At 64.2% G+C, this 25,645-nt stretch carries 20 protein-coding genes; 6 read left to right on the plus strand and 14 right to left on the minus strand.

What is annotated here, in order from left to right; all coding sequences use genetic code 11:
* Nucleotides 1–22: 22 nt before the first annotated feature.
* The 6 genes from recA to ACSBM8_RS10825 all read right to left on the minus strand — a co-directional run bounded on the left by recA (nucleotide 23) and on the right by ACSBM8_RS10825 (nucleotide 5,198).
* Nucleotides 23–1,093, minus strand: coding sequence for a recombinase RecA (recA, locus tag ACSBM8_RS10800; protein ID WP_442678033.1), 1,071 nt, complete (start codon nucleotides 1,091–1,093; stop codon nucleotides 23–25).
* A 125-nt stretch (nucleotides 1,094–1,218) separates the two neighbouring features.
* Complete coding sequence (locus ACSBM8_RS10805; RefSeq protein WP_442678034.1) at nucleotides 1,219–1,575, minus strand: response regulator; 357 nt, start codon at nucleotides 1,573–1,575, stop codon at nucleotides 1,219–1,221.
* 89 nt (nucleotides 1,576–1,664) lie between these two features.
* Nucleotides 1,665–3,713, minus strand: a complete 2,049-nt coding sequence (locus ACSBM8_RS10810; RefSeq protein WP_442678035.1) for a M13 family metallopeptidase — start codon at nucleotides 3,711–3,713, stop codon at nucleotides 1,665–1,667.
* A gap of 68 nt (nucleotides 3,714–3,781) precedes the next feature.
* On the minus strand, nucleotides 3,782–4,264 hold the full coding sequence (smpB, locus tag ACSBM8_RS10815; protein WP_420139519.1) for an SsrA-binding protein SmpB: 483 nt from the start codon (nucleotides 4,262–4,264) through the stop codon (nucleotides 3,782–3,784).
* Between the two features lie 90 nt (nucleotides 4,265–4,354).
* Entirely contained in the window at nucleotides 4,355–4,852 is a 498-nt protein-coding gene (locus ACSBM8_RS10820; RefSeq protein ID WP_442678036.1) for a YcxB family protein, read from the minus strand.
* A 43-nt stretch (nucleotides 4,853–4,895) separates the two neighbouring features.
* Complete coding sequence (locus tag ACSBM8_RS10825) at nucleotides 4,896–5,198, minus strand: hypothetical protein (RefSeq protein WP_442678037.1); 303 nt, start codon at nucleotides 5,196–5,198, stop codon at nucleotides 4,896–4,898.
* A gap of 303 nt (nucleotides 5,199–5,501) precedes the next feature.
* Between ACSBM8_RS10825 and ACSBM8_RS10830 the strand changes: the two genes are divergently transcribed.
* Nucleotides 5,502–6,449: an alpha/beta hydrolase gene (locus tag ACSBM8_RS10830; RefSeq protein WP_442678038.1), complete on the plus strand. Its 948-nt coding sequence runs from the start codon at nucleotides 5,502–5,504 to the stop codon at nucleotides 6,447–6,449.
* A 59-nt stretch (nucleotides 6,450–6,508) separates the two neighbouring features.
* Nucleotides 6,509–7,123: a hypothetical protein gene (locus ACSBM8_RS10835; protein ID WP_442678039.1), complete on the plus strand. Its 615-nt coding sequence runs from the start codon at nucleotides 6,509–6,511 to the stop codon at nucleotides 7,121–7,123.
* Nucleotides 7,124–7,144: 21 nt separating this feature from the next.
* Here the strand turns inward: ACSBM8_RS10835 and dapA are convergent, their stop codons facing one another.
* The gene (gene dapA / locus ACSBM8_RS10840; RefSeq protein ID WP_442678040.1) at nucleotides 7,145–8,020 is read right to left on the minus strand and encodes a 4-hydroxy-tetrahydrodipicolinate synthase; all 876 of its coding nucleotides are present in this window, start codon (nucleotides 8,018–8,020) and stop codon (nucleotides 7,145–7,147) included.
* Between the two features lie 172 nt (nucleotides 8,021–8,192).
* Between dapA and ACSBM8_RS10845 the strand changes: the two genes are divergently transcribed.
* The 3 genes from ACSBM8_RS10845 to ACSBM8_RS10855 all read left to right on the plus strand — a co-directional run bounded on the left by ACSBM8_RS10845 (nucleotide 8,193) and on the right by ACSBM8_RS10855 (nucleotide 13,621).
* Complete coding sequence (locus tag ACSBM8_RS10845; protein WP_442678041.1) at nucleotides 8,193–10,136, plus strand: lytic transglycosylase domain-containing protein; 1,944 nt, start codon at nucleotides 8,193–8,195, stop codon at nucleotides 10,134–10,136.
* A 73-nt stretch (nucleotides 10,137–10,209) separates the two neighbouring features.
* Complete coding sequence (locus ACSBM8_RS10850; RefSeq protein WP_442681562.1) at nucleotides 10,210–10,689, plus strand: GreA/GreB family elongation factor; 480 nt, start codon at nucleotides 10,210–10,212, stop codon at nucleotides 10,687–10,689.
* A 67-nt stretch (nucleotides 10,690–10,756) separates the two neighbouring features.
* Nucleotides 10,757–13,621 carry a M16 family metallopeptidase gene (locus ACSBM8_RS10855; protein ID WP_442678042.1) on the plus strand — a complete coding sequence of 955 codons (2,865 nt, stop codon included), beginning with the start codon at nucleotides 10,757–10,759 and terminating at the stop codon, nucleotides 13,619–13,621.
* Between the two features lie 20 nt (nucleotides 13,622–13,641).
* On the opposite strand, the gene aspS is transcribed toward ACSBM8_RS10855, so the two are convergent.
* Nucleotides 13,642–15,468 carry an aspartate--tRNA ligase gene (gene aspS, locus ACSBM8_RS10860; RefSeq protein WP_442678043.1) on the minus strand — a complete coding sequence of 609 codons (1,827 nt, stop codon included), beginning with the start codon at nucleotides 15,466–15,468 and terminating at the stop codon, nucleotides 13,642–13,644.
* 171 nt (nucleotides 15,469–15,639) lie between these two features.
* On the opposite strand from aspS, the gene rnd reads away from it, so the two are divergent.
* On the plus strand, nucleotides 15,640–16,806 hold the full coding sequence (rnd, locus tag ACSBM8_RS10865; protein ID WP_442678044.1) for a ribonuclease D: 1,167 nt from the start codon (nucleotides 15,640–15,642) through the stop codon (nucleotides 16,804–16,806).
* Nucleotides 16,807–16,870: 64 nt separating this feature from the next.
* Here rnd and ACSBM8_RS10870 read toward each other — a convergent pair whose 3' ends face one another.
* The 6 genes from ACSBM8_RS10870 to ACSBM8_RS10895 form a co-directional block, all read right to left on the minus strand.
* Complete coding sequence (locus tag ACSBM8_RS10870) at nucleotides 16,871–18,358, minus strand: Ppx/GppA phosphatase family protein (protein ID WP_442678045.1); 1,488 nt, start codon at nucleotides 18,356–18,358, stop codon at nucleotides 16,871–16,873.
* A 209-nt stretch (nucleotides 18,359–18,567) separates the two neighbouring features.
* Nucleotides 18,568–20,310, minus strand: coding sequence for a DEAD/DEAH box helicase (locus ACSBM8_RS10875; protein WP_442678046.1), 1,743 nt, complete (start codon nucleotides 20,308–20,310; stop codon nucleotides 18,568–18,570).
* A gap of 300 nt (nucleotides 20,311–20,610) precedes the next feature.
* On the minus strand, nucleotides 20,611–22,782 hold the full coding sequence (locus ACSBM8_RS10880) for an RNA degradosome polyphosphate kinase (RefSeq protein ID WP_442681563.1): 2,172 nt from the start codon (nucleotides 22,780–22,782) through the stop codon (nucleotides 20,611–20,613).
* Nucleotides 22,783–22,908: 126 nt separating this feature from the next.
* Nucleotides 22,909–23,733, minus strand: a complete 825-nt coding sequence (locus ACSBM8_RS10885) for a hypothetical protein (RefSeq protein ID WP_442678047.1) — start codon at nucleotides 23,731–23,733, stop codon at nucleotides 22,909–22,911.
* A 78-nt stretch (nucleotides 23,734–23,811) separates the two neighbouring features.
* Entirely contained in the window at nucleotides 23,812–24,411 is a 600-nt protein-coding gene (locus ACSBM8_RS10890) for an HdaA/DnaA family protein (RefSeq protein ID WP_442678048.1), read from the minus strand.
* Nucleotides 24,408–25,610, minus strand: a complete 1,203-nt coding sequence (locus ACSBM8_RS10895) for a heavy-metal-associated domain-containing protein (protein ID WP_442678049.1) — start codon at nucleotides 25,608–25,610, stop codon at nucleotides 24,408–24,410. Before ACSBM8_RS10895 ends, ACSBM8_RS10890 begins: the two co-directional genes overlap by 4 nt.
* Nucleotides 25,611–25,645: the final 35 nt, after the last annotated feature.

The following is a 25,645-nucleotide window of genomic DNA, read 5'->3' on the forward strand; positions in this document are numbered from 1 at the left end:
CTTTAAGCGTATGAGAAAAGGATCAGGCGTCGTCGTCCGGCTCTGGTCCGGTGATCATCTTTTCGGCCACTTCTGCGACATTCGCCCGGATCGCCTTTTCGAGGCGGGCGCCTACGTCTGCATTCTCGCGCAGATAATTTTTGGCGTTTTCCCGGCCCTGACCGATGCGGATGCTGTCATAGCTAAACCAGGCACCGGATTTCTCGACCAGCCCGGCCTTGACGCCCAGGTCGAGTATCTCGCCGACCTTCGACACGCCCTCGCCATACATGATGTCGAATTCGACCTGCTTGAACGGCGGCGCGACCTTGTTCTTGACGACCTTCACGCGCGTCGCATTGCCGACGATATCGTCGCGGTCCTTGATCTGCCCGGTGCGCCGGATGTCGAGCCGGACGGACGCGTAGAATTTCAGCGCGTTGCCACCGGTGGTCGTCTCCGGATTGCCGTACATCACACCGATCTTCATGCGGATCTGGTTGATGAAGATAACCAGGGTACGCGAACGCGAGATCGAGCCGGTGATCTTACGCAGTGCCTGGCTCATCAGGCGCGCCTGCAGGCCGACATGGCTGTCGCCCATCTCGCCCTCAATCTCCGCCCGGGGAACCAGCGCGGCCACCGAATCGATCACCAACACGTCGATCGCGTTGGAGCGTACCAGCGTGTCGGTAATTTCCAGCGCCTGCTCGCCCGTATCGGGCTGACTGACGATCAGATTATCGACATCGACGCCCAGCTTCTTGGCGTAACCAGGATCCAGCGCATGTTCTGCGTCGATAAACGCCGCGGTTCCGCCTGCTTTCTGCGCTTCTGCAATGGCATGCAGCGCCAGCGTGGTCTTACCCGACGATTCCGGCCCGTAAATTTCGACGATGCGCCCGCGCGGCAATCCGCCGATGCCAAGCGCAATGTCCAGCCCGAGACTACCGGTCGAGATCGCCTCAATCTCAATCTTCTCGCGGCTACCGAGCTTCATTGCCGAGCCCTTGCCGAAAGCGCGATCAATCTGCGCCAATGCGGCGTCGAGCGCCTTTTGTCGTTCGCCCGTGCTAGCCATATCGCCGTCGATCACCTTCAGAGAAGCTGCCATATCCCGAGCCCTTGTCGCTAGAGGAAGTCATCCGCACGTTCAACGCGTGAAACGCTTCGTACACGGAATGTTCCGTTAGAACAAGAGTAGAACTTTATCGCGGGCACACCGCGTCGCGCAGTCGGTCAGCGGCGTGGAATGTTTGCCAGGACGTCCTTGATACCGTCCAGCGTGAACGGCTTCGCCAATTGCAACGCATCGGCATGCGCGGCGGGCGGCGGCTCGACATGGCCGCCACTTGCCAGCACGAACGGTACATCGCGCTGGCGCAATGCATCCGCTACTGGCCAGCAAGCCCCGTCGCGCAGATTGACGTCGAGGATGGCGACATCGAAGCCGCCTTCTTCAACCTTGGTCAGCGCCTCGGCCACGCTGTCGCATGAACCTGCCAGCCTGTGGCCCAGCATCTCGATAAAATCTTCGATCATCATGGCGATGAGCGGCTCATCCTCGATCACGAGGACAGACAAAGGTACGGTCATGTGGGGCCCCTTACTGGTCCACCGCACATCCGCCTAGATGATTCGCCAACCGAAACGAAAGCAGGCGCCGTGATCAGCGCCGGCTCGCCTCACCAAACGAGCACCCGCTGTTCGGGCGCCAAATACATCTTGGCGGTGACCGACGGCTTATAGGCGTCATACCAGGGCTGTAGATTGCGGACCATCCAGGTGCGTTGCACCGACGGCGAGTGCGGATCGGTGAGCAGGCGTTGGCGCAGATTGGCCTCGCGATAGCTGCGCCGCCACACCTGCGCCCAGCCGAGATAGAAACGCTGGTCGCCGGTCATGCCGTCGATCACCGGCGCGGCCTTGCCGTTCAACGAAGCATGATAGGCATCCAGCGCCACCGTAAGACCGGCAAGATCCGCCATATTCTCGCCCAGCGTCAGCGCGCCCTGTACGTGCATCCCCGGCAGCGGCTCATACGCGTCATATTGCTTGACCAGTTTGTCCGTAAGCGCGGTGAAGCGGCTCACGTCCTGCGGCGTCCACCAATCGGTCAGACGCCCGGTCTTGTCATATTTGCGCCCCTGATCGTCAAAATGATGGCTCAGTTCGTGGCCGATCACCGCGCCGATGCCACCATAATTAACGGCCGGGTCCGCATGCGGATCGAAGAAGGGCGGCTGCAGGATCGCGGCGGGGAAAACGATCTCGTTCCACACCGGGTTGGCGTAGGCGTTGATCTCCATGGGGGTCATGCCCCATTCGCGCCGGTCAGCCGGCTTGCCCAGCTTCGACAGCCCATATTGCCAGTCGAATTCGTTGGCGCGCTTGACGTTTCCATAGAGGTCGTCGCGCGCGATCGTCAGGCCTGCATAATCGCGCCAATGGTCGGGATAGCCGATCTTGGGGGTGAAGGCGGCGAGCTTGGCGCGGGCCTGCTGGCGGGTCGCCGGATCCATCCAGGCGAGCGTCTGCAGACGGCGATCCATCGCGGCGATGATGTTCTTCACCAGCTGGTCCGCAGCCGCCTTCGTTTCTGGCGGGAAATATTTGGCGACATAGGCCTTGCCGACATCCTCGCCCATCGCATTCTTGACCAAATCGACGCCGCGCTTCCAACGCAGCTGAATCTGCGGCGTGCCTGACAGAGTCGTGCCATGGAACGCGAAATTGGCGTCGACGAACCGCCGCGACAGCCATGGCGCCGCGGTATCCATCGTGTGCGCGAGCAGATAATCCTTCAGTACCGGCAAGGGCGCGTCGGCGATCAGCTTGGCCGACGCGGTGATCGCGCTGGGCTGTGCCACCAGATAATGATTGTCGCCGTTGAGACCCGCAGCGCCAAGATAGGCCACCCAATCGAATCCTGGTGCCTTCTTCTCGAAATCCGCGCGCGTCCAGACGTTGTAGGTCTTGTCGGAATCGCGACTATCCACCCGCGTCCAGTGAACCTGCGCCAACTTGCTCTCGAAATCGACGACCGCCTGCGCTCGCGCGGCGGCATTCGGCTCCCCGGTGAGATTGAAGAGCTGCGTCAGATAATCGACATAGGCCTTGCGGGCGGCGACGATCGGCGCATCGGTCTTCAGGTAATAATCGCGATCGGGCAGCCCCAGCCCCGACTGCGCGATGCCGATGGTCGGCCGATCCGGGTCCTTGTCGTCGAGCGAGACATAGGCGCCGATCGGCGCTTCCACGCCGTTACGCAGCGCCATGCCGAGCGCGCGGGCATAATCGGACTTGGAGCCGATACCCTTGATCGCGGCGATGTCGCCCTTGATCGGGTCGAACCCCTTCGCCTCGATCGCGCCTTCGTCCATGAAGCTCGCATACAGCGCGCCGGTCTTCGAATTAGGGTTCTTGGCCGCTTCATCCAAAAGCGTACGCGTGCGGGAGACCGACAGATCTTCAAGGACCGCAAAGGCGCCGAAATTAGCGCGGTCCGCCGGGATCGGCGTATTCTTCTCCCACGTGCCGTTGGCGAACGCGTAGAAATCGTCGCCTGGGGCGACCGCGCGGTTCATTCCCGCCTCATCGAAGCCGAAACTGCCGATCTGCGGCTTCTTTGCCGCCGCAGCCGGCTTCGACGTTCGTGCGGCGGGCGGAGCGGCGACGGCTGCAGAAAGCGCGAACAGGCTGCAGGCAAACAGAAGAACCGGCTTCGAGATCATGAATACGTTCCCAGGACTATATTTCTGGCGGTGGGTTAATCGCTTCCACAAGCCACGCAAGAGGCCGCTTAGCCGCGATCCCGCATCAGCCGCTGCTGATCCCGCTTCCAGTCGCGATCTTTCACCGTCTCGCGCTTGTCGTGCAGCTTCTTACCTTTGGCGAGTGCGAGTTCGACCTTTGCCCGGCCGCGGCTGTTGAAATAGACCGACATCGGGATCAGGGTCATGCCTTCCCGGCTCAGTCCCTTGTGCATCTTCTCAATCTCGCGCTCGTGCAGCAGCAGCTTGCGCGGCCGCTTGGGGACGTGGTTGAAACGATTGCCGTGGCTGAATTCGGGGATGTTGGCGTTGATCAGGCTGACCTGACCATCCTTCACCTCCGCATAGGCCTCTGCGATCGAGCCCTCGCCAAAGCGTAGCGATTTCACCTCGGTACCGGTCAGCGCGATGCCGGCCTCAAAGAAATCTTCGAGGAAATATTCGAAGCGCGCGCGCCGGTTCTCGGCGACGATCTTCTTTTTGTCGAATTCGGGGGGACGTGGACGAGCCATAGACCGCGCGATGTAGGTCCTGCCGGCGCGGGATGAAAGCGTCTTGGTGAAACGACGGGCCCGTCCCGCTAAATCCCAATCAGGAAAGTGTTAAACCTTGCTGGTCAGCGCGTTGCGCTGATCGGGGGACAGGACGCGGGTCGGAATGAAGTTGATCAATGCCTCGCTCTGGCGAAGAACGATGACATCGCGGTTCGCGAAGATCCCGATAAAATCGCTCCATACGAAATGTGCCCTGCCCCGGGCGGACACGAAGTCGATCCCACTGTCGGACCATTCGACCGTGGCCTCGTCATGCAGCGATTTCTGCTGCCGATAGATGCGCCGCACTTGTCGTGGCAGTCGCAAATAGGCGGCCAGGATGATCAGCGATAGGACCAGCACCCAATAAGCGAACCCGCCCAGCATCGCCAACGGCACGGACGCCAAATCCCACTTCCACGCCGCACCTCCGGCCGCAACCGCCACGAGGAGGCCGCCGATCAGATAGCCGCGGAGTACGCGCTTCGATTTGACGGTGAGCGCATAATTCAGCCGATACGCCGCGACCAGGTCCTCCGGCGTCGCTTGGAAGGTTACCGATTGCATCCAGCGCTTCTGCCTGCCCGTCGGCGTGCGTGCAATATTGGCCTTAAGCGGCGGAATATTGCTTGATCACCGCCACAGGTGCGGATGGGGCCGGCCATGCGACGATGCGGTAGCGATCATCGCCATCCAGTCGGTCGTCGCTGAGTGTATCGAGCCCCCCGCAATAGGCGCGGATACGGTAGGTGCCGGGCGGCACGGCAAGAATGTCGATCGAGCCGCCGGTGCACTCGTGTATCTCCAGCTTGCCCGACGGCAGGTCGATGCTGGCCTCCGCCACATGATCCCAATCGTCGAAATTGTCGTCGGGCGAACCCTCCGCAAGTTCGAAGTCGACCCGCACCTCCATGTTCGCTCCGGCTGGATCACCACCAGGAAGGGCGCGACTTTGATCCTGCGTTCAATGTCCTTATCATCATAATCCAGTTCCGTGCTGGGCTGTGCCGCATGATCCCACAGATAGAATTGATGATAATCGGCAAAAATCTCGTAGCGTTTGTGCACCTTCCCGCTCCTTGCCGTCCGGGAGCCGTACCGTCGGCCCTGGACCTGGCTGAAATGAACCAGCCGAAAGCGGCAGGGTTGCACGTTCAAATGTTGGACAAATCACCGCCGCCAGCTAGACCTTCCTCAACAATGAAGGAGGGATGACATGCAGGTGGGCACCGTAGTTTCAAGCAGATGGAGTAGGCCGCTCGCGGCGGGAATGGCGGCGCTTGGCCTGGCCCTGGCGACACCTGTCGCAGCACAAAATGACAAGATGGCGCCCATTGCGGTGCCCGCGCAGCCGACGGCGATCGATCTGGGCACCGGCCCCTTGCCGGGCGCCACGACCAAGGAATCGTGGCACAGCCAATATGGGAGCCGGTTCGCGCGCAACGTCACCATCGCGACGCTGACGCCGTTCCTTCCCGATCCCGCGAAGGCAAACGGCACCGCGGTGATTGTCGCACCGGGTGGCGGCTTCACCACCTTGTCGATGGAGAATGAAGGATGGGATGTCGCAAAAGCGCTGGCCGCGCGCGGTGTCGCCGCCTTCGTCCTCAAATACCGCCTGAACCAGACGCCCGCCGATCTGGCGGGCTATGAAACGGCGATGCGCGAACGATTTTCGGGCGGCGCCCCGCCCCGCCCCACGCCGGCAGAAATGACGGCACGGATCACACCGGCCATCGCCGATGCGAACGCCGCCTTCGCCTTGATCCGCAAGCGATCCGGCGAATGGCACGTCGATCCCAATCGGATCGGCATGGTCGGTTTTTCGGCGGGCGCGATGTTGACCATGGCGACCACCCTGGCCGCGCAAAACCCGAAGCCGGCCTTCATCGGCACGATTTATGGTTCGCTGGCACCCGTCACCGTCCCCGCCGATGCCCCGCCCCTGTTCGTCGCGCTGGCGGCCGACGATGGGTTAATGGCGAATGGCGGCTTCGGGCTGGTCGAAAGCTGGAAGACGGCGAAGCGCCCGGTCGAATTCCACCTGTACGAACAGGGGGGGCATGGATTCGGCATGTATCAGAAGTCGACGACCAGCACCGGCTGGTTCGACGCCTTTGCAAGCTGGATGCGCATGCACGGCTGGCTAAAGCCTGCCAATTGACAAGCCGCGACGGCGTGGGGGTGCGTGACGCCGCCACGTCGCCGCTATAGTTGGCGCCGATGAGCCTCTTTCAGTGGGTAGGATTGCCGTGGAACCTGCTGCTGTCGTTCGCTGCGATGGTGGTGTCCTGCATGCTCATGTTCGACGCGGACTGGATGTGGAAGCTGACGCGCGGCCGGCATCTCCCGGTTAAGCCACCCTTGTTCAGCGGCATCGTCGCCACGATCGAGACGCGGGAGAAAATCAAATATCTTGCCATCTTCGGGCTGGTATTGGCGCCGCTGATGATGAGCCAGTTCATGGCGCTGCCCACACGCATCCCGCACGCCGATTGGGTGTGGATGGGCATGATCGCAATATTATCACCGGCCATATGGCTTGCGGAGTCGCGCGGCTGGAAGCCGTTAGGAACTGGTTTTGCCGTGCTGCTGTGCGGGGCGTTTCTGTTCCCCTATGCGGCGGCGGGCTGGGTCGGCCTGATGCGCTACCTCGTCATCGAAGCTCTCTTTTGGTCGATCGCCGCGTTGTTATACGTGGCGGTACTGGCGCATCAGCATATCCTCGGCCGCCCTCCACAGAGCCGACACGGCCAGATTTTTCGCCTGATCGCCGGGTCGATCGGCGCGATCGCGATTATGGCGGCGACGTTCTGGCCGTGGATGGGATCATCCTGACCGCTCATTGCCCGTGGCCGGTCAGCGCACACCCGCATGGACCAGTGCGGCGTCAACAGCCGCACGGCTCGCCGCACCGGCGGGCGTCATCGGCAGGCGCAACTCGGTCGGGAAGTCCGGCCGGATCTTGCCCAGCGCATATTTGATCGGCCCGGGCGACGCGTCGGTGAACAGCGCGGTGTGGAGCGGGAAGAGCCGGTCCTGCAGCGCCAGCGCATCGGACCACCGGCCCTCGATGCAGGCAGCCTGGAAATCCGCGCACAGGCGCGGGGCGACGTTGGCGGTGACGGAAATGCACCCGCGCCCGCCCATCGCCATGAAGCCCAAAGCCATGTCGTCATTGCCCGACAGCTGGACGAAGTCCGTCCCGCACGCCAGCCGCTGCGCCGTGACCCGCGCGGCATTGCCGGTCGCGTCCTTGACGCCGATCACCGTGGGCAGCTTGGCAAGCTCGGCCATCGTTTCGACGGAGATGTCCACGATCGTGCGTGCCGGCACGTTGTACAGCATGATCGGCAGGTCGCAGCCCGACGCCAGCGCGCGGAAATGGGCCAGCACGCCCTCTTGATTGGGGCGGTTGTAATAAGGCGGCACCAGCAAGGCCGCATCCGCGCCAGCGTCCTTGGCGGACCGCATATGATGCAGCGCCACGGCGGTATCGTTGGATCCGCAGCCGGCGATGATCGGCACCCGCCCCGCCGCCTGCTCGATGCAGATGCGGACGACGCGGTCATGCTCTTCGATCGTCATCGTCGCGCTCTCACCGGTCGTGCCGCAAGGCACGAGCGCGGACGACCCGCTTTCGATCTGCCAATCGACGAGGCTGCGAAACGCGCCTTCATCGATCGTGCCGCCCCGGATCGGCGTGACCAGCGCAGGAATCGACCCACCAAACATGCTGACTCCCTTCACCTTCCGTCTCCGCGGGGGCATATGACTAAGTATGAAGCCAATTTTGAATTTTCGGCGTCGCGCGCCTGATAGGGATGCCGCAGGGCGACTGTCCAGCATCACGCGGTTCTGGCCGGCGGGTTTGTTGCTGATTTCCGTGACAGCAGGCGCAGCGGTATTGACGATCCAGACGGATCGCACGGATGCGCCGGCATCGGGCGACACGATCGCCAGCGTCTCCGCCACGCGGCCGTCGCGGACCGATCCGCTCTGGCCTGCGATCGATCAGTGGACGCGCCTGCGGCAGAGCGACCGCCTGCCCTTCGCCGATTATGCCCGGTTCATGATTGCGCATCGCGGTTGGCCGGGGGAGCCGGCGATGCGGCGCGCGGCCGAACGGCAGATTGAACCGGATCAGGCCGATGCCACGCTCGTCACCCAATTTTTCGATCTGTTTCCCCCGCTGAGCGCTGCGGGACGCGTCCGCTATGCGGAGGCGCTGGCGGCCACGGGTCAGCTGGCCAAGGCCAATGTGGCGGCGGGCGCGGCATGGACGATGAGTGCCGCCTCGCTCAGCGACGAGACCCGCTTGCTGGGGCGGTTCGGCAGTCAGTTCACGCCGGCCCAGCAGGATCAGCGGATGGAGATGCTGCTCTGGGATCGCGTGCCCGCGGCGGCAGCACGGCAATTGCCGCGCATCACCTCCCCCCGTCGCGCACTCTACGCCACACGGCTTGCCTACCAGACCCAGGCGCCCGACGCGGCTGCCCAGGGTGCAGCCCTGGGACCTGATGCGGAACGGGATGCCGGCTATATCATCGATCGGGCGTTGTGGCTGCGCGCCACCGCGCGGGAAGCCGAAGCGCGCGCCTATCTGGCACGGCCGGAAGTGCTGACCGCCTCGGCGTTCGACGCCCAGGCCTATCTCGCGACCTTGCTGACCTTCGCCAGCGCGGCGGCGCACGACAAGCAATGGAGCCTTGCCTATGGCATCGCGGCCAATCTGGACCACGCCTTCCCGACCGGTGCCGACGTCCGGGCCCGCGACCTGACCGAGCGCGATCCCTATACCAGCCTGGCCTGGCTGGCCGGGACCAGCGCGCTGAAGCAACTCAATCGGCCGCGCGACGCCGAAGCGATGTTCGCGCGCTATCGTCAGGCGTCGCAAACCCCGGGGAGCCAGGCCAAGGGCGATTACTGGGCCGGGCGCGCAGCGCAGGCGGCGGGCGATCAGACGGCGGCCAATACCCATTATGCCGACGCCGCCGTGAACGTCGATCAATATTACGGGCAGCTTGCGACCGAACGGCTGGGCCGGACCATCGCCGTGCCGCCCGATCCGGCGCCGCTCACCATCGCACCCGAGGTACGGACCGCCTTCGCAAACCGGGAGGTCGTGCGCGCGGCCCGGCTGTTGGGCGAACAGCGCGATTGGCAGACGCAGACGGCCTTCATCCGCAAGATTGCGGCGGATGCGCAAAGCGACACCGATCATGCGCTTTCGGCCGAATTGGCCCGCGCGCTGCAGCGGCCCGATCTGGGCGTGATCGTATCGCGAAATGCACGGCAGTCCGGTGCGCGCGATCCGCTCCGCATGGGTTTCCCGACCGTGCCGGTCCCGCCCGCCTGGGCATCGCACTGGACGATGATCCACGCCATATCGCGACAGGAAAGCCAGTTCGACCGCGAGGCGCTGAGCCCGGTCGGCGCGCGGGGTCTGATGCAGTTGATGCCCGCCACGGCGCGGGAGCAGGCCGGCAAGATCGGGCTGCCGTGGCAGCCGGAGCGGCTGACGAGCGATATCGGCTATAACGTCATGCTGGGATCCAGCTTTATCGATCGGATGCTGAATTATTATTCCGGCAACTATGTCCTGGCGATTGCCAGCTACAATGCCGGTCCGGGCAACGTGAATAAGTTCATCCGGGCCAATGGCGATCCGCGCCAGCCGGGTGTCGATGTGGTCGACTGGATCGAGGCGATCCCGCTCAGCGAGACGCGATCCTACGTCCAAAAGGTGCTGGAGAATGCGGTCGTATACGACCTCTTCAACCCGACGCGCGCACGCACGCCGGAAAAGGATCGGCTGTCGCATTATCTGGGCAAGAGGTCCGCGGGTTGAGCGCAGGGTGCCCGGCCCGCCCAAGGGCCGAACCTGCGATCGTCAACGGCGCTGTTGAACGCCGGTGGTCGCGATCGTGACGGACGGACCGCCCATCACCCCGGCCGGCTTCCAGGCCCTGCGCGCCCGCTACGAAGACTTGTTTCAGGAACGGCCGAAGCTGGTCGAGACGATAGCCTGGGCGGCCGGCAATGGCGACCGATCGGAGAATGGCGACTATATTTACGGCCGGAAGCGCCTGCGCGAAATTGATCGGGAGCTCTCGCATCTGTCGCGCCGGATGAAGGCGGTCAAGATCGTCGATCCGGCCCAGCAGACGGATCGTAGCCGTGCCTGGTTTGGTGCGATCGTGACGGTGGTCGATGCGGACGACAACGAACGGGTCGTCACGCTGGTGGGCGAAGATGAGGCGGACGCGAGCTGCGGCCGGATCAGCTGGCGCTCCCCCTTCGCGCGGGCATTGCGTGGCGCAGCCATCGGCGACACCCGCTATGTCGAGCTCCCGGCCGGCACGCGCGACTATGAGATTATCGCGATCGACTATCCCGGTTAAGCTGCGCCCTTATAAGATCTTCGAGTTGAATAGTGTGCGGCACGTGGCGCACGTGAAGGATGATTGCATGAAGCGCGCCGTTTCGCACTGCCTCCCTGCCCTTGCGCTTGCCGCCCTTGCTTTGCCCCCCGCTGCCGCAGCACAACGCCCGACCCCGGCCGCTGCCCCCTCTGCCTCGGTGCCATGGCTGTTTGCGGGCAGCGATATACAAGCGCCGCCCGCCTGGCGGTTCGGCATCCTGGCGAACGGCGTGCGCTATGCCGTACGCCAGAACAAATATCCGGCCGGAACGCTCGCCATCCGGGTGCGGATCGACGCCGGCGCGCTGATGGAGGCGGATGACGAGAAGGGCTATGCCCACTTCACCGAACATATGCTGTTTCGCGGTACGAAGACCGTACCGGATGGCGAAGGCATCCGCACATGGCAGCGCCTGGGCGCGCAATTCGGTAGCGACACCAACGCGTTCACGTCGCTTACCCAGACCCTGTATCAGCTCGATCTGCCAAAGAATGACCCGGCGTCGTTCGATCGAGCCATGACCCTGCTGTCGGAGATGGTATCCAGCGCCAACTTCGATCCCAAGCTCGTCGAGATCGAGCGCAACGTGGTGGTGGCCGAGCGGGCCTTGCGCCAGCCGCCCTTCGCGAAAAAGGTGCAGGATGTGTCGAAGGCGGTCCTGCTGAGCGGCACGCGCGCGGCGACCGCGGACATCGCCGGAACGGACGCCACGCTGAACGGCGCCACGGCCGAGCGACTGCGCGCTTTCTACCATCGCTGGTATCGCCCCGAACGCGCGACGGTCGTCATCGTCGGTGATGCCGACGTGGACACGCTGGAGACGGCCGTGCGCCGCCATTTTGGCGACTGGGTCGGCCAGGGACCGGCGCCGGCAGAACCACCTTACGGCAAACCGGAAACGCCCAAAGTTGCCAGCGCCGTCATCGCCGATCCGCAAGCCCCCAGCCAGCTGGCGCTCACTTGGGTGACGCAGCATGACGATCGTCCGGACACACTGGCGGGCGAAGCGGCCGATCTGACCCGGACGGTTGCCGCGCGCGTCCTGTCGCGACGGCTGGATCGCAAGGCGCGAGAAGGCGCGAGTTTCCTGTCCGGTGGCGCCGGATTCGGGGAGCAGCGGCACGTGTCGGATTCGATGGTGGTCGCGGTTTCGCCCAAGGGCGGCCAATGGCAGCAGTCGCTGACGGAAACCTACGGCATCCTGGCCGATGCCGTGGCAACGCCGCCCAGCGCGACGGAGATCGAGCAGGTCGCCGCGACGATGGAAGCCGGCCTACAGGCCGCAGCCGCTGGCAGCGCCACCCAACAATCCGCGCCGCTCGCCAATCAGATCGTCAATGCCGTCAATAGCGGTCAGGTCGTGGCGGAACCGGCGACGATCCTGGCGCTGTTTGAGTCTCACCGAAAAGACCTCACACCCGAAAATGTCGGGGCGGCGATGCGTACGCTGATCCAGGGGAACGCCCGCGCGATCCTGTTAAGCCCGGTATCCATCCCCGGCGGCGATGCGGCGCTGGCAGCCGCCCTGGTCGCCGCGCGCGCGACCAAGGCCGCCGCGCGGACGGAGGAGAAGAAAGTCAGCCTTGATGACCTGGGGCAACCGGGAACGCCGGGCAAGATCGTCTGGACCAAGACGATCCCGGACCTGGAGATTACCCGGATCAAATTCGACAACGGGGTCGAGCTTGACCTGAAGCGGACCGGATTTGAGCAGGCCGGGGTGCTCGTCGTGGCCCAGGCCGGGGATGGCCTGGCGGCGCTGGACCCGGCGCATCTTCCGCTGCTGTGGAGCGCGCCCGCGATCGTGCAGGGCGGCGTCGGCCCGCTCGATATCGGTGCGTTGGAACGCGCCACCGCCGGCAAGCGGTTGGGATTGTCGTTCGGTGTCGGCGAACGTGCCTTCACCTGGTCTGGCGGCACCACCGCCGCCCAGCTGGTCGATCAGCTACGCTTGCTCGACGCGGCGATCCGCGAGCCCCGTTTCGACAGCAATGCCTTCCTGCGCGTCCGCGATGGTTTCGCGCAAAATTATGAGACGATCTTCAATTCGCCCGGATCGGTATTCGGGGCCTTCGCCAATCAGCCCATCCATGGCGGCGACTGGCGCTATGCCCTGCCCACCAAAGCGCAGGTCGCCGCGGTTACGCCGGACGCCTATCGGGCCTTTTGGCAGCCGCTCTTCGCCGGGGGAGCACGCAAAATATTGATCGTCGGGGATATCGACCCCGTCGCGGCGACCGAAGCTGCCCGCCAGACCTTTGGTGCCGCGGTGAGCAAGCCTGCCGCGCCGCTACCGCCCTCCCATCTGGCGGTTGCGCCGCCCTCGCCCAGCAAGGCACCGCTTACGCTGACGCATCGTGGCGATCCCAATCAGCTGCTGGTCGCGACCCTGTGGTCCACCACCGGCTCGCTGCAGGATCTCAAGCAGATGCGGGCGCTCAATGTCGCCGCGCAGATCATCCAGACACGGTTGTACGATCGTTTCCGGGAAAGCGAAGGCGGAACCTACACACCTTCGGTCCGCAATAACCAATCGGAGAGCTTCCCCAACTTCGGCGTCTTTCTGGCCACCAGCCAGATCAAGGCCGAGCGACAGGCCGATTTCGAGCGTGCGACGCGGGATGTGACGCAGGCGCTGGCGAAGGATGGCCCCACGGCCGACGAACTCAGCCGGGCGATTTCGCCGATTGCGAGCAACAACGATCGGCAGCGCAAGCTCAACCTTTATTGGGCGCAGATGCTGCAGGGCGATCTCGACGATCCCCGCTATGTCGAGATGATCCGGACGGGTGTGACCGGTTATCAGGCCGTCACCGCCGCGGCCGTTCAGGCCGCAGCACAACGCTGGCTGGCGCACGCGCCAGCGCTGCGTATCATCGTGAAGGGCGCTCCGGCTCCGGCAGCGCCCTGATCGGCCGATCCTGAACGCGATCAGCCCGCGTCAGGGGCGACCGACGCGCTGACCGGCGACGTTGCTGGCTTGGCGCCCGGCTGTTCCACGACGCGGATATTGAGCTCGCGCAACTGCTTCGCCGTGACCGGCGACGGCGCGTTCATCATCAGGTCTTCCGCTTTCTGATTCATCGGGAAGAGCACAACTTCGCGGATGTTGGGCTCATCCGCCAACAGCATGACGATACGGTCCACGCCCGGCGCGGAACCGCCGTGCGGCGGGGCGCCAAACTTGAAGGCTCCGACCATGCCGGGGAAGGAGCTGTCCACTTCTTCCTGCGTGTAGCCGGCAATCTCGAATGCCTTATACATCACGTCGAGCTTGTGATTCCGGATCGCGCCCGACGACAATTCGATGCCGTTGCAGACGATATCATATTGATAGGCGAGGATATCGAGCGGGTCCTTGCTCTCCAGCGCTTCCATCTCGCCCTGCGGCATCGAGAAGGGATTGTGGCTGAAATCGACCTTCTTGGCGTCCTCGTCATATTCGAACATCGGGAAATCGACGATCCAGCAAAACTGGAACACGCCCTGCTCGATCAGGCCGAGCTCCTCCGCTGTGCGGGTGCGCGCCAGGCCGGCGAGCTTGGCCGCCTGCCCTTCCTTGCCGGCGGCGAAGAACACGCCGTCATTGGGGCCGAGGCCGAGCGCCTCAATCAGCTTGGCCGTACCCTCCTCGCCATGGTTCTTGGCGATCGGGCCGCCGGGCTCGCCATCCTTGATGTTGATATAGCCAAGGCCCGCATAGCCCTGCGCACGCGCCCATTCGTTCATGTCGTCGAAGAATTTGCGGCTCTTGGCGCCGGCGCCCGGCGCGGGGATTGCGCGCACGACATTGCCGCCTTCCACCATCCGCGCGAAAAGACCGAAGCCGCTCCCGTGGAAATGATCGGTGACGTCGACGATCTCGATCGGGTTGCGCAGGTCCGGCTTGTCCGAGCCATATTTCAGCATCGCATCCTTGTAGGCGATGCGCGGGAACGGGCACTGGCTGACCGTGCGGCCGTTGGCGAATTCCTCGAACACGCCGTGCAGCACGGGTTCGATCGCCGCGAACACGTCTTCCTGCGTGACGAAGCTCATCTCGAAATCGAGCTGGTAGAATTCGCCAGGCGAACGGTCGGCGCGCGCATCCTCGTCGCGGAAGCAAGGTGCGATCTGGAAATAACGGTCAAAGCCCGCGACCATCAGCAATTGCTTGAACATCTGCGGCGCCTGCGGGAGCGCGTAGAATTTGCCGGGATGGATGCGCGACGGCACGAGGAAGTCGCGCGCACCCTCGGGCGACGACGCGGTCAGGATTGGCGTCTGAAACTCGGCAAAGCCCTGCCCGATCATCCGCCGGCGCAGCGATGCGATCACGTTAGAGCGCAGCATGATATTCTTGTGCAGCCGCTCGCGCCGCAGATCGAGGAAGCGATAGCGCAGGCGGATATCCTCGGGATAATCGGCCTCGCCCGCCACCGGCAGCGGCAGTTCCTGCGCTTCAGACTGGACGGTGACGCTCTGCGCGAACACTTCGATCTCGCCCGTAGCCAGATTGGCGTTGGTTGTGCCCTCGGCACGCGCTTTGACCAGCCCGTCGATCGTCACGACCGACTCGACCCGCAACCGCTCCAACACCGGCAGGGCCGGACTATCGCTGTCGGCAACAATCTGGGTCAGGCCATAATGATCGCGCAGATCGACGAACAGCACGCCGCCATGGTCGCGGCGGCGATGGACCCATCCCGACAGACGGACGGTTTCGCCGACGTTCGCGGCCGACAGGCCGGCGCAGGTGTGGGTGCGGTAAGCGTGCATCTCTTTTCCCAGCTAGTCATGCCAGCGGAAGCTGGCATCTCGTCAGGCAGGGCATTCCCTGCATCTTGAGACCCCGGCTGGCGCTGGGGTGACGACTAAATTGCAAGCGCTGCGCATTGATTCCACGACCCTCTTTGTCAACCCGCACGCGCCCGGCTATGGATGGTTACAATGCATATTCATCCATTGATCACCGATACCGCCACTCTCACCGCACTGTGCACCCGGCTCGCCAAAAGCCCCTATGTCGCGGTCGATACCGAGTTCATGCGCGAGAACACCTATTGGCCCGAACTATGCCTCGTGCAGATCGCGGACGCCAACGAGGCGGCTGCCATCGACCCGCTGGCCGAGGGGATAGATCTCACGCCGCTGCTCGATCTGCTGGTGGACAATGAAGATGTCCTGAAGGTCGTCCACGCCGGCGCGCAGGATATCGAGATCGTCCACAACCTCACCAAGCGGACGCCGCACCCTTTGTTCGACACCCAGATCGCGGCGATGGCGCTCGGCATGGGCGAACAGGTCGGCTATTCGAACCTGGTCGAGAGCATGACCGGCGTGAAGCTGGACAAGGGCGCACGCTTTACCGACTGGAGCCGCCGCCCACTCGACAAACGGCAGATCGATTATGCGATCGGCGATGTCACCTATCTGATCCAGATCTTCCCGCGCATGCTCGACAAGCTGCGCGCCACCGGGCGCGGCGCGTGGCTGAATGATGAAATGGAGCGGATCGCCGACGCCGCAAATTATATCAATGAACCGGAATTGTCCTGGCAGCGGATCAAGGTGCCCAGCCGCAAGGCAGAAGTGCTGGGCCGGCTGAAAGCGATCGCGGCCTTTCGGGAGCGCGAGGCGCAGCGCAAGAACCTGCCGCGCGGTCGCCTGATCAAGGACGAGACGCTGGCCGACATCGCAGTCCATCCGCCGCGCTCACAGGGTGAGCTCGCCAAGGTTCGCGGGCTCGCAGCAAGTTGGGCGGGCAACGAGATTGGCGCGCGGCTGATGAGCGCTTTGGAAGGTGCCGGCCCGCTGTCCGAAGATGAGATGCCGCCGCGGGACGATCGACGCCCGGGCCTGGGCAAGGATGGCGCGTTGGTCGCCGACCTCCTCAAACTGTTGCTCAAGGTGCGCTCCAAGGAAGCCGACGTCGCACCGCGCCTCATCGCCCGCACCGACGAAATCGACGCGCTGGCCGCTGGCCGCCGCGACGGCCTGCAGATGCTGGAAGGCTGGCGCTACGAGGTGTTCGGCAAGGATGCCCTGGCGCTGATCGAGGGGCGGATGGGGTTCAGCGTCAAGGGCGGCAAGATGGTGATGAGCGAGCTCAGCTAAATCCTGCTTAACGCCGTATCTGGCGGCCGCTCCACACGTCCCGCAGACGCGCTTCGGGTCAGGATTAGCCGGTACGGCGTTCCGGCTTAAGCCCCAACGCTACAGCTAGCATCTTATGACGACGCTCGACCGCTTCGCCATATAAGGCCGTATCTTCGCCACGCAGTGTCATCAGCAGAGCGCCGGTGGTGACGTTGAGCGTGCTCGACTCGAGCGGCTCGGAAACGCCACCGGACAGACGCTGACCCAGCCGCATCGCGAGACCCCACTGCGTCGCTTTGGTCGCCGCGTCATAGCCGATGAGCCGGTTGACGATCGGGCACACGCCGTCGCCGCCGAAATGCGTGAACAGGGCTTGCCCGATCATGGCGCGGCCCGCCGCATCGATGGCGACCCAATTGCCATGCAGGGCAACATCCAGGCCGCGTTCGGCGCGAAATTCGGGATGCGCGCGCCAGCCCACGTCGGCCAGCAAGCAGGCGGCATGCCGCAAGCGCGCCAGATGCGCCGGCTCATTGGCGAAGAGCGGCGCGATCCAACGATTCAGCAGATCACCATGTTCGGGAAAGCGCCCCTGGCGGACGCCCTCTTCCCGCGCTGCCTCGATCAGCGGGTCCAAATTACGGACGTCCGGCGCCAGGCTGCTGTGGAGCAGCCCCTCGCGTAGCCCGTACGCGGAAACGACCAGCGCGGATGGTTTGAGCGAACGGACGAGCGCCGCAAGCAGCATGGCCGCATCGCCGAGCGAGGCGATGCGCGATGCGGCGATGCCGGCAATACCCTTGATGCGTTTCGGATCCAGCTGCCCCAAGGCGCGGACCATCCGCTGCGCTTCGGACGGCGCCAGCACATATTGATGGATGATCGGGAGCGGATAATCCGTGAGCGCCTGGTGCAGTCGGGCAAGAGCGCGCCACGACCCGCCAACCATGTAGAAGGGTCTTCCTTCGGCGGCACCGCTCCACTTGGCGCGCGCCAATGCCTTCGCCAAAGCACGATCCAGCGTGCGCGCGGAATCGATCTTCATCTGCGCCACCCGCAGGACGCCGAACGGGATGGACACGCCGTTCCCGACCATATTGTCGGCCACGCCGACCAGTTCGAGACTGCCGCCGCCCAGATCGCCGACGATGCCATCCGCATGCGGTATCGCGGCTAAGACGCCGTGGCCGGCAAGGGACGCCTCCGCTTTGCCCGGCAACAGCTCGACGGGCAGACCGATGCCGGCGAGTTGCTCGATAAAGTCCGGCCCGTTGCTTGCGTCGCGCACCGCCGCGGTCGCCACGGTGCGTAATTTGGCAACGCCCATATCCTGGGCGAGGCGCCGGAAGCGGGCCAGTGCGGCGATCGTGCGCGCAACCGCTTCCTTGTCGAGCTGCCCCGTCTTGCCCAGGCCTTTGCCCAGCCCGGCCATGATCTTTTCATTGAACAGGATCGAGGGGATGCGCCCCTCGCCCTCATAGATGACAAGGCGGATCGAGTTGGAGCCGATATCGATGATGCCGACGGGCGCGCCAAACGAGGAGCGGTTCGGAGGGGGAAACACGCTCATGCGGCGTGACGTTTAACGAGGATGCGCATGCGCGCCAATGGTGTTCTTACCAACAGACCGGGTCATATCAGCAATTCCTCGCGCTTATTTGAACAAGCACGCGACGATAAATCAGCGGCCAGACGACGACTTGAGATCATCTCTGATACGCGACCCTACGCCAGCTGATCGCGGCGACCGCCGCAATCAGCTGTTACGCTTCTACCAACCTAACGCGGCGGACGGGGCGCCCTGGTCGGCCTTGGCTGAAAGCGCGTCGGCGGCCGCCCGCCCGGGCCGGGTCGGCCCCGCGGAGGGCCACGATGCCCGCCCCCGCCCTGCGGTGGTCCGTCCGCTTGTTCGATCATGACCTCGCCATCGCCCTCTTCGCCACCGGTCCGCTTGATCGCCGCCAGGAAGCGGCCTGCGGCAGCACGGGGCACCTCGAACCGGGTTTCGTCCTGGGCGATACGGATCGCGCCGACGTCCTGCTTCGTGATGTGACCACGCCGGCACAGTAGCGGCAAGAGCCAGCGCGGATCGGCATTTTGCCGCCGGCCGATGTTCACGCGGAACCAGATGGTGTCTTCAAAACCGGGGCGTGGCGCCTCGCTCCGCTCGCGGGGACCTTCCAGGCGCTCGCGCGGGCCGCTCGAACTGCTCGAGCCGCCTTCCAGCAACTCTTCCGCAGCGGGCATCCGCGCACGATGCGCCCGCACCAGCATTGCGGCAATCTCCAGCGGCTCGCGCGTTTCCAGAAGATCGGCGCCGATAGCCCGATCCTCGTCATCGATTTCCGTCGGTTCGGCCAGCGTCGCGAGCAGCCGGGCGCGATCCGCCGCGGCAATCGCAGCGGCCGTCGGCAGCGGAATCCATTCCACCTGGATGCGCGCGTCCCGGAGCATCCCCTCCACGCGACGGCGACGCTGATATGGCACGATCAGGGCGGCGACGCCCTTCTTGCCGGCGCGACCGGTGCGGCCCGAGCGATGCTTGAGCGCCTCGGCATCGCGTGGCAGCTCGACGTGAACGACCAGCGACAGCGACGGTAGATCGATACCACGCGCTGCGACATCCGTTGCCACGCACACGCGCGCCCGGCGATCGCGCAAAGCCTGCAAAGCGTGATTACGCTCGTTCTGGCTATGCTCTCCCGACAGGGCGACGGCGGCAAAGCCACGCTCGACCAGGCTCGCATGCAAACGGCGCACGGCTTCGCGGGTCGCACAGAACAGCATCGCCGTATCCGGCTCATGCAGCCGGAGCAGGTTTACAGTCGCGTTTTCGATATCGGACGGCGCAACCGCGAGGGCCTGATAGGAAATGTCGCCGTGGCCGCGGTCCGCGCCGAGCGTCGAAATCGTGAAGGCATCGCGTTGGTAGCGCCGTGCCAGCGCCAGGATCGGCTTGGGCATGGTCGCCGAGAATAAGAGGGTGCGGCGCCCTTGCGGGGTCGCATCCAGAATTTCCTCAAGCTCTTCGCGGAAGCCCATGTCGAGCATCTCGTCCGCCTCATCCAGCACGACGGTCGCCAACCCGGTCAGGTCCAGTGCGCCGCGTTCCAGGTGATCGCGCAGACGCCCCGGCGTGCCGACAACGATATGCGTGCCGTGCGACAGCGCGCGGCGCTCACGCGAGGGATCCATACCACCGACGCAGGGCGTAACCCGCGCACCGGCTTTGCCATACAGCCACTGCAGTTCGCGTGCGACTTGCAGCGCCAGCTCACGCGTTGGCGCGATGACGAGTGTGCGCGGCAAGCCAGGGGGCGGCAAGCGATCGCCCTCGAACAATTGCGGCGCAATCGTCATGCCGAAGGCAACGGTCTTGCCGGACCCGGTTTGCGCGGAAACGATCAGGTCGCGGCCGTCTGCGCTGTCTTCCAGCATGGCGGCCTGGACAGCGGTTGGCGTGGCATAGCCGCGCTCGGTCAGCGCCTCAACGAGGGGCGCAGGTAATCTACTGAAGGGCATGGGATCCTAAATGGTCGATCGTGACGCTACCGCAAGGGAAAAGAAGCGCGTCGCGGCTAGCTTGCCTTACGCTTATTACGTCCTGGCGACAGGAATTTTTTGCATTTTGCCGAAAGGAACGGCGGCGGGAGCCCCCCGTCCGCGGATCGGTACGGGAGAAATCAAAGTCCGATCAGCGGCTTAGCGGTGATATTGCCGCTCGTCGCCACATCATGCGAAACCGGGGATGTTTCGCCGGAACAGATATATTCTGGACATGAAAGCAGCGACAGCGTGGGGCCATCGCATACACGCGCCGCATCAGCCGCGCTTGAATGTCAGCCTGGGTACGGAACCCGATCCCTTCAACGCAGCACCTCGACCAGAGAGTGACGGGTTGGTCATGAAGTAGCGATGCAGATTGAACGGCCGTTTGCCGGGCGTGATCCGCTCATACGAGCCATCGGGCAACAGCCGCCAGCTTTGCTCGTCGTCGATCAGGTTGGCGACCATCACCTGGTCCAGGATCTGGGCGTGCACGGTGGGGTTTTCGATCGGCAGCAGATATTCCACCCGCCGGTCGAAGTTGCGCGTCATCCAGTCCGCCGACGAGATATAGACCTTGGCATGCGGGCTCGGCAGCTCCTCGCCATTACCGAACGCCATGATGCGGCTATGTTCAAGGAAGCGCCCGACCACCGACTTGACCCGGATATGTTCCGACAGGCCGGGCACGCCGGGCCGCAGGCAGCAGATGCCGCGCACGACCAGATCGATCTCCACCCCGGCCGCGCTTGCGCGATACAGTTTCTCGATGATGGCCGGATCGACCAGGCTGTTGACCTTGGCCCAGATCGACGCAGGCCGCCCGGCGCGGGCATGATCGATCTCGGCATCGATCAATTCGCCGAGCTTCTCGCGCAATCCCAGCGGTGAGAGGCTCAGCAGTTCGAGTGCCGCCGGCTCGACATAGCCCGTGATATAATTGAACAATTGCGCGGCATCGCGCCCCGCACGCGGATCGGCGGTGAAAAAGCTCAGGTCGGTGTAGATACGCGCGGTGATCGGGTGATAATTGCCCGTACCGAAATGGCAGTAGGTACGGAACGCATCGCCTTCGCGCCGTACGACCATCGATACCTTGGCGTGCGTTTTCCAGTCGATAAAACCATAGACGACTTGCACGCCGGCCCGTTCGAGCTCCGCGGCCCAGTTGATATTCTGTTCTTCGTCGAACCGCGCCTTCAGCTCGATCACGGCGGTGACCGATTTCCCCGCATCCGCAGCATCGATCAGCGCACGGATCACCGCGGATTGCTTGCCGGCGCGATACAGCGTCTGCTTGATCGCGACCACGTCCGGATCGGCGGCAGCCTGCTTCAGGAAGGCCAGCACAACGTCGAACGATTCGTAAGGATGATGGACGACGATGTCCTTGGAGCGGATGGCGGCAAAACAATCCCCACCATGCTCGCGGATCCGCTCCGGAAAGCGCGCAGTAAAGGGCGTGAATTTCAGATCGGGCCGGTCTTCATCGACCAGCTCGGCCAGATCGTTGACCGCAAGAAACTCCTGCGTGTCGACGATCACGTCCTCCGCGCCGCCAATCTCCTCCTTGATGAGGCGGGCCAGCGCCTTCGGCATATTGGGCCGCGGTTCGAGGCGGATGATACGCCCCTTGCGGCGACGCTTGATAGCCGATCGGAAGAAGCGAACCAGATCCTCGGCTTCCTCCTCAATTTCGATATCGCTGTCCCGGATGACCCGGAATGCGGTGTCGCTCAGCACCTCGTAACCGGGAAACAGGACGTGGGTGAAACGGCGGATCAGCGTCTCGGTGGCGACGTAGCGCGCGCGCATGCCGGGCAGCCGCACAAACCGCTTGAGCGTCGCCGGCAGCATCAGCAATTCCTGCGTCGGCTCCCCATCCGCCAGCCGCTTCAGATCGAATAACAAGGTGAAGCCCTTGTTCGGAATGAACGGAAAGGGATGCGCCGGATCGAGCGCTTGCGGCGTCAATACCGGGAAGATCTGCGCGCGGAAATGCTCCTCGCACCATTGCGCGACGTCACCATCCAGGTCGTCGCATTCCAGGATTTCGATGCCCGCCGCGGCCAGCTGGTCGCGCAGGATCAGCCAGACATTTTGCTGCACGTCGGTGAGCTCATCGGCGCGCTGCGCGATGGCGGTGAGTTGCTGGCCGGTCGTTAGGCCGTCGGGCGAACGGTCCTCGATCGCCTGCAGTTGCTGGCCCTTGAGGCCTGCCACACGCACCATGAAGAATTCATCAAGATTGTTGCCCGAGATCGACAGGAAGCGCACCCGTTCCAGCAGCGGGTGGGCCGGATTGCACGCCTCATCCAGCACGCGCTGGTTGAAGGCGATCCACGACAGCTCGCGATTGAAATAGCGATCAGCGGGCGCAATGCGCTCGTCGCTGCCCTCCACCAGCACGTCGTCGTTGGTTTGCGGAGTGGAGCGCGGTTGGTCCATCATTCTTGCTTACGCCGCCTTTTGTGACTCGTCGATGACTCGCAGGGCACGCGGCGCACGGAGGATGAGGCGATCCGTAGGCGGGCTTCGATACGCTCACCCCAAAGCAAGCCATGGCAAGTCATTTTAAAAGCGAAGTTCAAAGGCAATGCTGGCGCGCTGATAGCCGCGCTGGGCCGCCCCAAGTGCCAGCGCATCCGCGCGATCAAGCGTGGCCTTCGTAAGATCAAGCCGGATCGCGCAACCGCGCGCCGGGCAGGCCACCAGAGGCATTTCTATCGAGCCATGATAGCCCTGCTCTGCGGCAGGCGATCCCGCTGCCAACAAGGAATCGCGCTCGGCTATCGTCAGGCTGGCGGGAGCCAGGGTCTGGAACCGTGCCAGCTGGATACCGGCGCCGCTGTCTCGACGCCACTCGAGCCCGATTGTGCGTGTGGTGGATGTCGCATGCGCGCTGGTCAGCGCAACCAGGGAATTGTGCTTCTCTGCCGCAATCGTCGCACCCAGTCGCACGATGTCATGCTCGCCTAGCGCCACCAGATATCCACCGTCGGCGGACCATATGCTGAAGCGGCCAGCCTTTCTGTCGCCCTCGTCAACGCTTCTCGATCGCCGCTTCCGCATAGCATCGATCGTGAGGAGCCCGCCGGCTGCGTCCTGCTCGAAATGCCGGTAATGGGCGCGGGTGCGATCCAGGACGCGCGACCGTCCGGCCCGATACAGGATCGGCCGCCCGATCGGCGGGGGTGCGATGCGGGACGGGATGCCGCGTCTCAGCCATCGCGTCTGCGTGGCATTACCGTGACCAGCTAGGATCCCACGGAGGGCGAGAGCATTGAATTGAGGTGCGGCGGCGCCTTCGGCAACCGGAAGTCCCTGCGCTCCCGCCGCTGAGCCCAGGCCGAGCGCTAGTCCCGCAGCGCCCCTGATCGCCAGAAATCGCACGTTCATCCTGCTCTCCCCGTGACCAGACGCCACGGGCGGGATGAGTCCGCATGGATGCTGCGCGGGTGGCGAGCCGGTAGAGGCTCACCCTTCGTCGAGAAACCCCAAAGCCTTCCTTGCCAGCGGCACGGTCAGGCGCTGGCGCTGGGCATAAGCCAGCTCGTCGAGCGCATCGATTGTGCGGTGGACGCCAAGATAGGACCGTTCGATCCGCGGCACGAGGTAGCGGACGAGCTCCGGCGGCGCAGCCAAACCCCGTATATGGCACAATTTCTCGATCAACTGCCCGGCCAGTGCGTCATCCGGCTCCTCGATTCGGACGACCGGCGTGGCGGCAAGACGCGACCGCAGGTCCGGCAGTGTCACCTCCCAGGCGGGCGGTGGCGCGTCGGCAATCAGGATGAGCGGGCGCCGCTGCTCCTGCGCCCGATTCCAAGCATGGAATACCGCTTCCTCGTCCGCAGTCTCGGCATTGTCGATCAGTTCGCCGCCGCTTTTCAGCGCGTAGATGCGGCCCAGCAGCGAGCGTCCGGACTTTCGCGGGCCGGCGAGGATCGTCGCCATGACCGGCCATAGAGACCAATGTTCGAAGTGCCGGATCAGCGGCCGGTTGGCGGGCGAGACGAGATAATCCTGCTCGGTATTGCCTGCCGGCCAATCGAGCGGCAGAGCGATCTGGCTCATCGCGGCCGGGAAATCCGCAGGCCGCCGCCCGTATCCTGAACGCTATAGCCGGCGGTCGCGAGCGCCGTCCGGAAGACCTGGGGATCCCCGTCATACGCAACCCGCACCACCGAAATGCCGCCGAGCGCGACACTGTCGGTGGTGATGGATCGGACCCCCGGGATCGCACGCAAGCTGGATTGCGCCAGGATCAGCGTCGGATCGTCCGGCGTCTCCACCTGCAGCAGGAAAGTGGATGCGGCCGTCGGCAAGGCGGCGGCAGGCGCTCCTTCCACCACCGCCTCTTCGGGCAGATCGGGGACGGCGACCGGCTCGATCACGAGCGAACTGTCGGTGTGGAGGCGCCCGTCACGCAAGGCCTGACTATAGGCCTCATCGATCTGGCGGACGCCCTGGTCCAGTATGCGTGGCAGCTGATCGCCATCGGCCGCCGTCAGGTCGAACCGCGTGATCACCTCCCCATCCGGCCCATGCAGCGCGGTGAAATGCGCAAGGACCGGGCCGCCAGGATAGTGACGGACCAGTTGCACGATCGGCACGACAATATCGGCCGCGCCATATTGATCGAGCAAGTTGCGCCACAATCCGCGTCCGGGGCGGCCAGTCTGCGCGACGTTAAGGATCAGCGGATCCAGCCCATTGCCGACCGGCCGGACATAATCGATCGGGCTGCCGCCGGAGCGGAACCGCGCCCAAGCCCTTTGCCATTCGGTACGCCGCTCGAAACTTTGCGGCACCCCGCCCGACCACATTACCGGAATGACCAGCATGGGCGGCGAGCGGACGCCAGCTTCCGCCTGGCCGAGCAGGGATGCGGAACGGCCGCGGTCGAACAGCACGCCAAGATGCGCGATGTAGCGGCGGGCGCCAATCTCTTCGTCGCCGACCGAAATGCCGGCCACGATCGAATCAAGCGTACTATCGGGCAAATTCGGGGCGGCTTCGACCGGCTGATTGTTGACGCGCGCCCACAGCAATTTCCAAGCGCGGCGCTGCGCCAGCCGCCAGCCGAAGTTGCGCGCCTCCTGTGCCGTCTTGGCGGAGACATCCACCGCTACGTCGGAAATCTCGTAATTTGCGGAATTGTCCACCGGCGGGACACCGCGATCATTCCCCTCGATCTGCGCCAACGCGACTCCGCCCAGGCCCAATGCGGCCATGGTTGCGGTGATGAGGGAAAAGCGGCGGGCGGACGTCACGGTTGCGCCTTGTGGCGAAACCCCCGTGGATTTCC

This window comes from Sphingomonas sp. ASY06-1R (assembly GCF_052180265.1).
GTDB lineage: Bacteria > Pseudomonadota > Alphaproteobacteria > Sphingomonadales > Sphingomonadaceae > Sphingomonas_I.

Bases quoted from the DNA above. Each gene is read 5' to 3' on its own strand.
- recA (WP_442678033.1), bottom strand. From the start codon at position 1,093: ATGGCAGCTTCTCTGAAGGTGATCGACGGCGATATGGCTAGCACGGGC.
- ACSBM8_RS10805 (WP_442678034.1), bottom strand. From the start codon at position 1,575: ATGACCGTACCTTTGTCTGTCCTCGTGATCGAGGATGAGCCGCTCATC.
- ACSBM8_RS10810 (WP_442678035.1), bottom strand. From the start codon at position 3,713: ATGATCTCGAAGCCGGTTCTTCTGTTTGCCTGCAGCCTGTTCGCGCTT.
- smpB (WP_420139519.1), bottom strand. From the start codon at position 4,264: ATGGCTCGTCCACGTCCCCCCGAATTCGACAAAAAGAAGATCGTCGCC.
- ACSBM8_RS10820 (WP_442678036.1), bottom strand. From the start codon at position 4,852: ATGCAATCGGTAACCTTCCAAGCGACGCCGGAGGACCTGGTCGCGGCG.
- ACSBM8_RS10825 (WP_442678037.1), bottom strand. From the start codon at position 5,198: ATGGAGGTGCGGGTCGACTTCGAACTTGCGGAGGGTTCGCCCGACGAC.
- ACSBM8_RS10830 (WP_442678038.1), top strand. From the start codon at position 5,502: ATGCAGGTGGGCACCGTAGTTTCAAGCAGATGGAGTAGGCCGCTCGCG.
- ACSBM8_RS10835 (WP_442678039.1), top strand. From the start codon at position 6,509: ATGAGCCTCTTTCAGTGGGTAGGATTGCCGTGGAACCTGCTGCTGTCG.
- dapA (WP_442678040.1), bottom strand. From the start codon at position 8,020: ATGTTTGGTGGGTCGATTCCTGCGCTGGTCACGCCGATCCGGGGCGGC.
- ACSBM8_RS10855 (WP_442678042.1), top strand. From the start codon at position 10,757: ATGAAGCGCGCCGTTTCGCACTGCCTCCCTGCCCTTGCGCTTGCCGCC.
- aspS (WP_442678043.1), bottom strand. From the start codon at position 15,468: ATGCACGCTTACCGCACCCACACCTGCGCCGGCCTGTCGGCCGCGAAC.
- rnd (WP_442678044.1), top strand. From the start codon at position 15,640: ATGCATATTCATCCATTGATCACCGATACCGCCACTCTCACCGCACTG.
- ACSBM8_RS10870 (WP_442678045.1), bottom strand. From the start codon at position 18,358: ATGAGCGTGTTTCCCCCTCCGAACCGCTCCTCGTTTGGCGCGCCCGTC.
- ACSBM8_RS10875 (WP_442678046.1), bottom strand. From the start codon at position 20,310: ATGCCCTTCAGTAGATTACCTGCGCCCCTCGTTGAGGCGCTGACCGAG.
- ACSBM8_RS10880 (WP_442681563.1), bottom strand. From the start codon at position 22,782: ATGGACCAACCGCGCTCCACTCCGCAAACCAACGACGACGTGCTGGTG.
- ACSBM8_RS10885 (WP_442678047.1), bottom strand. From the start codon at position 23,733: ATGAACGTGCGATTTCTGGCGATCAGGGGCGCTGCGGGACTAGCGCTC.
- ACSBM8_RS10890 (WP_442678048.1), bottom strand. From the start codon at position 24,411: ATGAGCCAGATCGCTCTGCCGCTCGATTGGCCGGCAGGCAATACCGAG.